The sequence below is a fragment of the Bradyrhizobium sp. genome (genome assembly GCF_019244115.1).
Lineage (GTDB): Bacteria > Pseudomonadota > Alphaproteobacteria > Rhizobiales > Xanthobacteraceae > Bradyrhizobium.
The window spans coordinates 1-8,275 of the sequence record NZ_JAFATE010000296.1 but is presented as its reverse complement, the minus strand read 5'-3'; the positions used below and the strand labels follow the sequence as shown (position 1 = coordinate 8,275).

Sequence of the window (8,275 nt, the reverse complement as noted above, 5' to 3'; positions counted from 1 at the left end):
TGTGCGGCGACATGCGGCTGCATCGTTGCACAGCCAATCGAACCGAGCCCACCAGCAGCGGACACCGCGGCAGCGAGTCCGACTGTTCCCAGTCCTGCCATCGGCGCCAGAATAAGGGGATGCTCGATCGCAAAGAGTTCGATCAGTCGACGGTCGGGCCACATGGCAAATCTCCTACCACTGGCCGGCCGAGGCGCCGCCATCGACGTGAAGGATCTCGCCGGTCACGAACGTCGCCTGTTCCAGATACAGCACGGCGTCGACGATATCCTTCGGCTCTCCCATGCGGCTCATCGGCGCTAGCCCTGCGAGAAACTCGTGGATCGCGGGCGGATGCATCGGCGTCTTGATGACGCCCGGCGACACGGCGTTCACCCGGATGTTGCGGGCGGCAAATTCGATGGCGAGCGCGCGCGTGACGGCGTTGAGTCCGCCTTTCGTCAGCGCGGCAAGGGCCGCCGCAATCGATACCATCGGCTGTTCGGCGATGGTCGCAGTGATGTTGACGACATGGCCGAAGCCCGCGCCCAGCATCCAGGCCACCGCCTTCTGCGACACGTGAAAAAACCCGGCGAGATTCACCGCGGTGATCGCCGCGAAGTCGGCCTCGGAATAATCGGGGAACGGCTTTGCGAGGAACAGTCCGGCGTTATTGACCAGGGTATCAATGCGTCCGAAACGCTCAACCGCTGCGTCGACGATGCGTTCGGCCGTTTCACGACTGGCAACGTCGCCGTCAACGGTGATGATGTCGGGATCGCGGAGATCGTGAACCTTGCTGATCGTTCGCGAATTGGCGACAACCCCGTATCCGATCCCGCGAAAACCTTGCACCAGGCTGGCGCCAATGCCCTGCGAGGCACCCGTGATGATTGCGACTTTTCGTTCGGTGGCCATGATCGTTCCTGTTCCGGCTGATCGGTGAAGCTGGCCGGAAGGATGAACGCATCGGCGGCGCGCGGCTTTGCGCTGCTTGCTCAGCTTTTGTCATTTCCTGCTGATGACCACGGGCCGCCAGCGGAAACAGAAACAGCTGCGGCGTCGCTGATCACACCGAGAAATTGCGCCGATACTGACCAGGCGTCTGACCCGTGGCCTGCCGGAAGGCCCGGGTGAAATTGGCCTGGCAGGAAAATTTGAGTGCGAGCGCGATGTCGACCAGGGGCCGGTCGCCTGCCGCCAACAAGGCCCTGGCGTGCTCCAGCCGCCTTCCACTCACATAACGGTGCGGCGACTGACCGATGGCGGCCTTGAAAGCCCGGGCGAAGTGGAACTGACTGAGGCACGCAATCGACGCCAAGCGATCAAGCGTCAGATCGCCTTCCAGATGAGCCTCGATATAGTCAAGCACACGGGCCAGTCGGCGCCGATCGACGGCATGACGACCGTCTGGCCGGACTGCCGCCTGCGACAAAGACACGCCGAGATGGGCCTGAACGAGCCGAGCCGCAAGACTGGTCGCCAAAGTATCGGCAAGCAGCCCGCCGGCAGCGGTCTCGTATTGGAGCTCGGACGAGATCGCATAGGCGATTTCAGCCAGCAGCGGGTCCTTGAAGCTATGTCGATAACGCAGCGACGCCCGCACCGATTGATCGAGATCTATGCCGATGGCGGCCGGTGAGAAGCGATCCGGCCGAAGATAGATATGCAGGATTCCCGGCAGGAGGTCGGAGATGTTGATCAGATCCTCCTGCACGCCGGCAGGAGACAGCCAGATGGTCCCGCGCTCGGCGAGCGTACGGTCGACGATCCCAGCGCCCTGTCGCGTGATGATCGATCGGCTGCCGGTCACATCGATACAAATCTCCGTGTCGGGCCGCGCGTTCTTCCAGGCGATCACGCCATTGCGATGAGTGCGAAGTTCCGCTGACAGGGTCAACCAGCCTCGATCGACCGAAGATGCCAACAGTCCAGCGGCCCCATATTTCTCGGCGGCATAGTGCAGGGTCAAACGACCTCTCCCAAGACATCTCAGGACATGCGATGCAATAATTGTAAACGAACTTATTTCTGAATTGCCACACCAGAGCGGCCGGCCGTATGTGGTGGCTTCGCCGGCAATCGCAACCCAACCGCGGTCTGATTGTTGCCATTCGCGCGTGATTGAGTGAGTGTGCTCGATCACAATGAACGGAGGCGCTCGTGTCCAAGTCGATTCTCACGTCGACCCGCCGCGGCTTTCTCACCCTCGCGTCCGCAAGCGCCGCAGGTCTTCTCCAAGGCGGGCGCGCGCAGGCGGCCTCAGAAAATCCCGCGGCTGGCCTGGACGATGCGTGCATCCTCACGCCGCAGGCCGAGGAAGGTCCCTATTATCTCGATCCCAAGCTGGTGCGCGCCGATGTCACCGAGGGCAAGGCCGGTGTGCCGCTGGCACTTCGCCTGCGCGTGATCGAAGGTGGATCCTGCACGCCGATCACGGGCGCCCGCGTCGATATCTGGCACTGCGACGCCCGCGGCATCTATTCCGCCTTCCCCGGCCAGGGCGACAGTCATAACATCGACATGACCAGCAAGACGTTTTTGCGCGGCACCCAGATCGCGGATGGCAGCGGCTGGAGCACGTTCAAGACGATCTATCCCGGCTGGTACGCCGGGCGCGCCACGCACATCCATTTCAAGGCGTTTCTCGACGAGCGGACGGTGCTGACCGGACAGACCTTCTTTCCGGAGGCGCTCAACGAGTACATCTATACGAACGTGCCTGATTATACCAAGCGGCCGCAGCAGCGCCTCGTGATCAACGCCAACGATGGCGTCGCAACCGAACAGGACCCGGAGCATCGCGCCTATTGCGCGGTCAAGGAGGAGCGCGAGCGCTACGTCGCGATGCTGACTCTGGTGGTCGATCGCAGCGCCAAGGTGAGCGCGGACGGACCCAATGGCTTTGCCCCGCCCGGTCCGCCACCGGCAGGCGCGCGCGAAGGCGGCCGTCCGCCGAAGGCGCAATGGATCAGGGACCGCCTCGCCGCCGTCGTCCCCGGACTGAAGCGCAGCCCGTTCTAGGCCGAGCGGACATTCATCATCACGCGCGGCAGGCTGAGGTGCGTCCGGCACATCTCATGGACCGTTCGGCTTTGGTTCGACCACCTCGAACATTACCTTGAAGGTGTCGAGCATCGCCATGAGTTCATCGACCTTGCGCGGGTCGCCATCGATCTTGACCAGGCCAGCTTTGACAGCGTCGGCGAACGTGGTCCGCTGCAGGATCACGGCGTCAAGCGTTCCGCGCGCCAGCGTCACGGTCGCATCCGCGTTGGGCGCCTCTTTCCCCGCCACATGCGTCAGCGCGGAATTGTCGAGATTCAGTGCGATCCGCTGATTTGAATCGGTGAAGTTCCAGTTGATCACCATGGTCTTGCCTTCGGCCCTGGCGGCATTGAGCCGCACGCCGAGGACGTCGAAGACCATCTCGTTGCTGAGGGCCTTCAGCGTTTCGGCGTTGGCCATGTTGTTGCCGGCAATTCTCGGCACGCCGCCGCGCAGCTCCATCGCACCGACGAGATAGGCGTCACGCCAGGTGCCGGCCTCGGCCTGGTAGCCGAGCTGCTCGAGCGCATCGGCGCCCAGCTCGCGCGCGGCGCGGTTGGTCGGATCGGCGAACACCACCTCCTTCATCGCACTCGCCACCCAGCGGTATTCGCCCTTGGCAAAATCGCTGCGCGCGCGTGCGATCACGGCATCGGCGCCGCCCATGTAGTCGACGGTCTTGCGAGCGTTTTCCGCCGGCGGCAGCGGGTCGAGGTCGGCAGGATTGGCGTCGTACCAGCCGAGGTATTTCTGATACACGGCCTTCGCGTTGTGACGCAGCGTGCCGTAGTAGCCGCGGGCCGACCATTCCTGCTCAAGGCTCGCGGGCATATGCAGGGTCTCGGCGATCTCGCCGGGCGAGTAACCGAGGTTCAACAGCCGCAGCGACTGGTCGTTGATGAACTTGTACATGTCGCGCTGCTTCTTCATGAGGGCGACGACGCGCGCCTGTCCGGCAACGGGCCAGTGATGCTGCGCGATGATGATGTCGGTCTTGTCACCGAATCTCTCCAGCGCGTCGCTGATGTAGCGCGACCACAGATTGCCGTCGCGCACCTCGGCGCCACGAATGGTGTAGAGGTTGTGCATGTTGTGGGTGACGTCCTCGGCCATGTCGAGCACGCGGAACTGCGGAAAATACATCAGCATCTCCGATGGCGCTTCGGAGCCGGGCACCAGTTGGAAGACGATCTCCACGCCGTCGATGACGCGCCTTTCCGTGGTCCGGTCGACCGTGGCGGTGGGCGCAATCAATGTGACGGTGCCGATCGCGATCGTCTTGCCCAGCCCGGTATCGACCTGGCCGCGGGGACCAGGCGGCAGCAACGAACCGAACTGATATTGCGCGCGCCGGCTCATCGCAGTGCCCGCCATGACGCTTTCGCCTGCCACCGCTTCCAGAAAGCCCGCGGGCGCCAGCACCTGGACCTTGCCGGCGGCCACGTCGGCCTCGCTGATGACGCCCTTGACGCCGCCGAAGTGGTCGGCGTGGCTGTGCGAATAGATCACAGCGCCCACCGGCTTCCTCGGCCGTTGCTGATAGTACAGCTCCAGCGCGGCGCGCGCGGTCTCGGCCGTCAGCAGCACGTCGATGAGGATCAGCGACGTGTCGCCTTCGATGATCGTCATGTTGGAGATGTCAAAACCGCGCACCTGGTAGACGCGCTCGGTCACCTTGAAGAGGCCATGGATGGCGTTGAGCTGCGCCTGCCGCCACAGGCTCGGGTTGACGCTGTCGGCCGCCTCGTTCTGCTCGAGGAAGCCGTAAGGCTTCATGGTCCACACCGGGCGCGGACCGGTGCCCGTCACCAGTGCATCGGGCGTGGTGCCGATGAAGCCGCGCATGGCGTCGTCGAAATCCTGCCGATCGGCGAATGGCAGCGTCTTCGCCAGTTCGGCGTTGGCCTTCAATGTCGCAGGCTCGGGCCCCTTCGGCGCGATCTGACCATGCGCCGCCGCGCAACTGACCGCGATGATGACGAAAATTGCAGCAGCGCTGTACCTCTTCGACATTAGTGCCTCCAGATCAGGCGAATACGATATCGAGATTGGACAGCGGCACCGAACGGATGCGCTTGCCGGTCGCCGCGAAGTAGGCGTTGAGCACGGCCGGCGCGGCAACGGCTGACGTCGGCTCGCCGACGCCGCCCCAAAAACCGCCGCTCGGCATCACGATCGTTTCCACCTTCGGCATTTCGCGGATCCGCATCGAATTATAGCTGTCGAAATTGGTCTGCGCGATGCGGCCGTCCTTGACGGTGCAGCCGCCATAGAACAATCCGGTGAGACCGAATACGAATGAGCCGGCGACCTGCCGCTCGACCTGCGCCGGGTTGACTGTCGTGCCGGGATCGATGGCGGCAACCATACGATGCAGTTTGATCTTGCTGGTGTCAGTGACGGAGATTTCGGCGGCGGCGGCGACATAGCTTCCGAGCCCCATCTGCTGGGCGATACCGCGAAACACATCCTTCGCTGCAGGCCTGTCCCAGCCGACCCGCTCCGCAACGGCGCTCAGAACTGCAAGATGTTTCGGATGATCCGCCATCAGCTTGCGGCGGAACGCGAGCGGGTCCTGCCCGACCGCATGCGCAAGCTCGTCGATGAAACATTCGAGGTAGATTGCGTTCTGGTTGCCGTTGACGCCGCGCCAGACGCCTGTCGGAACGTGAGGATTGCGCATGGAATGGTCGATCAGCAGATGGGGGATGGAGTAGCCCAGCCGCGCCGGTCCTATGTTGGTGAACACCTCTGCAGATGACGCGACGCCCTGGAACGTGAACGGGTCCATGCCGTCCTTCAGCGCCTCGGGCATGTTGCCGGCGAAAATCGACTGACCGGAGATTCGCATATGCAGGCCCGTCAGATTGTCGTCGGCATCGAATGCGCCGGTCAGCCTGCATTGCGTGACCGGATGATATCTGCCCTGCGTCATGTCCTCTTCGCGTGACCACAGCAGCTTGACCGGCGTGCCCGGCATCTGCCTGGCGACCAGGACCGCCTGCCGGACATAGTCGGCGACGGTGCGACGGCCAAAGCCGCCGCCGAGCATCACCTTGTGGACATCGCATTTGTCGGGGGGCAGGCCCGAGGCCTGAACGACCGCCGCGAAAGCACGCTCGCCGTCCTGGGTGCCGGTCCAGACCTCGCACCTGTCGGATGTATAGAGCGCGGTGGCGTTGAGCGGCTCCAACGCCGCGTGGTTCTGGTAGGGATAGTCGTACACCGCTTCGATCGTCCTGGCGGCGCCGGCAATGGCGGTTTTGGCGTCGCCGTTGCTGTTGGCGACAAACGCGGGCTGCGCGGGATCGAGACCTTCCTCGAGCCAATTTGCGATGGACGCGCTCGACACCTGGGCATTGTCCCCCTCGTCCCAGACGATCGGCAAGGCATCCAGCGCCGACTTGGCGCGCCACCAGGTGTCGGCGATGACGGCAACGGCGTTGTCGTCGACCCGCACGACTTTCCTGACGCCTTTCATCTTGGCGATATCTGCGTCATCAAAGCTTTTCAATCTGCCGCCGAACACCGGGCAGGCCTTGATCGCGGCGCTGAGTATGCCGGGCAGCCTGACGTCGATACCGTAGATCATCCTGCCGGTGGTCTTGTCTGCGGTGTCGAGCCGCTTCACGCTCCGGCCGGCGATCTTCCAATCCTTCGGATCCTTGAGCCTCACATCCGTTGGCGGCGCGAGCATCGCCGCGGCCTCCGCCACCTGGCCGTAGGTCACGCTGCGGCCCGTCGGCGTGTGTGTAATGATGCTGCCGGCCGCGTGACACTCGGCCGGCGGCACCTGCCATTGATTGGCCGCCGCCTGGATCAGCATGATGCGGGCCGCCGCACCGCCCCTGCGGACATATTGCTGCGATGCGCGAATGCCGATACTGCCGCCGGTATTGAAGCTGCCCCACGGGCGCTTGCGCGCCGCGCTTTGGCCCGGCGTCGGATATTCCGTGGTGACCTTGGTCCAGTCGCATTCCAGTTCTTCGGCGACGAGCTGGGCAAGCCCCGTCAGCGTGCCCTGACCCATTTCGGAGCGGGCGATGCGGATCACGACCGTATCGTCAGGCCGGATCACCACCCAGGCGTTGATCTCCGGTGTGCCATCGGCGGCGTGAACCACGGCCGGTCCGCCAAACGGCAGGTCGAAACCAAGCGCGAGACCGGCCCCGGCCGCGGCGGCACCGACCACAAAAGCGCGGCGATCGAGTTGAGGCATATGGGTCCTCGTCAAGCGTTCGCGGCGGCGTGGATGGCTTCACGCACTTGGTGGAAGGGCCGCAATGGCAGAGGTCTCGCGCAGCAATGTCGATAACACCGATGCGACATGTCTTGCATCAATGGCGCCGCCTTAACGCAATAAAATTTGCGTTACGGGCAAGTGATCATCACCCACCCGGGGGCCGCTTGGGTCGCGCGATCAGCCGGTCGACCAGGCGATCGGCGACGGCTTTGCCGAGAGGCCTGCCAAACAGCGCGCGCATGTAGAGCGGTGCCAGCACATGATCCAACAGTTCGACGAGATCGGGCGCCTTCTCACCACGCTTGCGGGCGCGCTCCAGCATCAGCTCCATCTGCTCGCTCCGGCGATTCAGCGCGGCGCGGCGGAGTGATCCGTCGGCACCGGCGGGCGTGGTCGTTGCGATCACGGCCCGAAAGAACGATGAGCCTTCGCGGCTCGCGAGGCTGGTTGCGATGGGGCGGGCCCAGGCGAGCAGGTCGCCGCGCAGCGATCCGGTATCGGGCAGCGGCCGCTCGCGCATCAGTTTTTCGACCGCGACCTCCATGATCAACGCGCGCACGTCGCCCCAGCGCCGATAGAGGCTGGTCGCGGCCATCCCGGCACGCTCGGCGATATCGGTCATGGTGACCGCCTCGTGTCCCCGTTCAGCCAGCAGGGCGGCTGCCGCTTCGAAAACCGCCGCCTTGTTGCGGGCACTGCGGCCGCCGGGCCGGGGTTTGGCCGTCATGCCTCATTCCCTCTTGGAACCATGTTTGCGTCAATCACACGCCTGATGCGCTGACGCGGTGGTCCGTTTCTAACATTCGCATCCCGTTTCGGCGAAGCCTTCGCGAATATTGGAATCAAGGGATCACCGGAATCGTCGCCGGTTTGGCCGTCATCGTTCCCTGACTCGAACGGATTCCGTTCCAGGTCGGTCGCTCCAACACGCGCCGGCCTGAGCGAATGCCGTTGCTACAGAGCCTATCGCCGGCTGTGGCCGCGCCAGAGTCGCCAATCTTCCAG

At 64.0% G+C, this 8,275-nt stretch carries 7 protein-coding genes; 1 reads left to right on the top strand and 6 read right to left on the bottom strand.

Annotated features, from left to right (window positions below):
- From JOZ76_RS13220 to JOZ76_RS13210, 3 genes are all read right to left on the bottom strand, one after another.
- A partial coding sequence (locus JOZ76_RS13220; protein ID WP_291699072.1) for a nitronate monooxygenase occupies nt 1-164 on the bottom strand: 164 nt, incomplete at its 3' end.
- A gap of 10 nt (nt 165-174) precedes the next feature.
- The gene (locus tag JOZ76_RS13215) at nt 175-897 is read right to left on the bottom strand and encodes an SDR family NAD(P)-dependent oxidoreductase (protein WP_291699070.1); all 723 of its coding nucleotides are present in this window, start codon (nt 895-897) and stop codon (nt 175-177) included.
- 151 nt (nt 898-1,048) lie between these two features.
- Entirely contained in the window at nt 1,049-2,125 is a 1,077-nt protein-coding gene (locus JOZ76_RS13210) for a helix-turn-helix domain-containing protein (protein ID WP_291699069.1), read from the bottom strand.
- Between the two features lie 29 nt (nt 2,126-2,154).
- On the opposite strand from JOZ76_RS13210, the gene JOZ76_RS13205 reads away from it, so the two are divergent.
- Complete coding sequence (locus JOZ76_RS13205) at nt 2,155-3,003, top strand: intradiol ring-cleavage dioxygenase (RefSeq protein ID WP_291699071.1); 849 nt, start codon at nt 2,155-2,157, stop codon at nt 3,001-3,003.
- A 54-nt stretch (nt 3,004-3,057) separates the two neighbouring features.
- Here JOZ76_RS13205 and JOZ76_RS13200 read toward each other — a convergent pair whose 3' ends face one another.
- The 3 genes from JOZ76_RS13200 to JOZ76_RS13190 form a co-directional block, all read right to left on the bottom strand.
- Entirely contained in the window at nt 3,058-5,040 is a 1,983-nt protein-coding gene (locus JOZ76_RS13200; RefSeq protein WP_291699068.1) for an alkyl/aryl-sulfatase, read from the bottom strand.
- Nucleotides 5,041-5,053: 13 nt separating this feature from the next.
- Nucleotides 5,054-7,246 (bottom strand): xanthine dehydrogenase family protein molybdopterin-binding subunit, encoded by a 2,193-nt coding sequence (locus JOZ76_RS13195; protein WP_291699067.1) that lies wholly within the window; start codon nt 7,244-7,246, stop codon nt 5,054-5,056.
- 169 nt (nt 7,247-7,415) lie between these two features.
- A complete protein-coding gene (locus tag JOZ76_RS13190; RefSeq protein ID WP_291699066.1) occupies nt 7,416-7,997 on the bottom strand; it encodes a TetR/AcrR family transcriptional regulator in 582 nt (193 codons plus the stop codon).
- Between the last annotated feature and the right edge of the window lie 278 nt (nt 7,998-8,275).

What these genes read in the sequence shown, in the direction of transcription:
- JOZ76_RS13195 (WP_291699067.1), bottom strand. Translation starts at nt 7,246, where the DNA reads ATGCCTCAACTCGATCGCCGCGCTTTTGTGGTCGGTGCCGCCGCGGCC.
- JOZ76_RS13215 (WP_291699070.1), bottom strand. Translation starts at nt 897, where the DNA reads ATGGCCACCGAACGAAAAGTCGCAATCATCACGGGTGCCTCGCAGGGC.
- JOZ76_RS13200 (WP_291699068.1), bottom strand. Translation starts at nt 5,040, where the DNA reads ATGTCGAAGAGGTACAGCGCTGCTGCAATTTTCGTCATCATCGCGGTC.
- JOZ76_RS13190 (WP_291699066.1), bottom strand. Translation starts at nt 7,997, where the DNA reads ATGACGGCCAAACCCCGGCCCGGCGGCCGCAGTGCCCGCAACAAGGCG.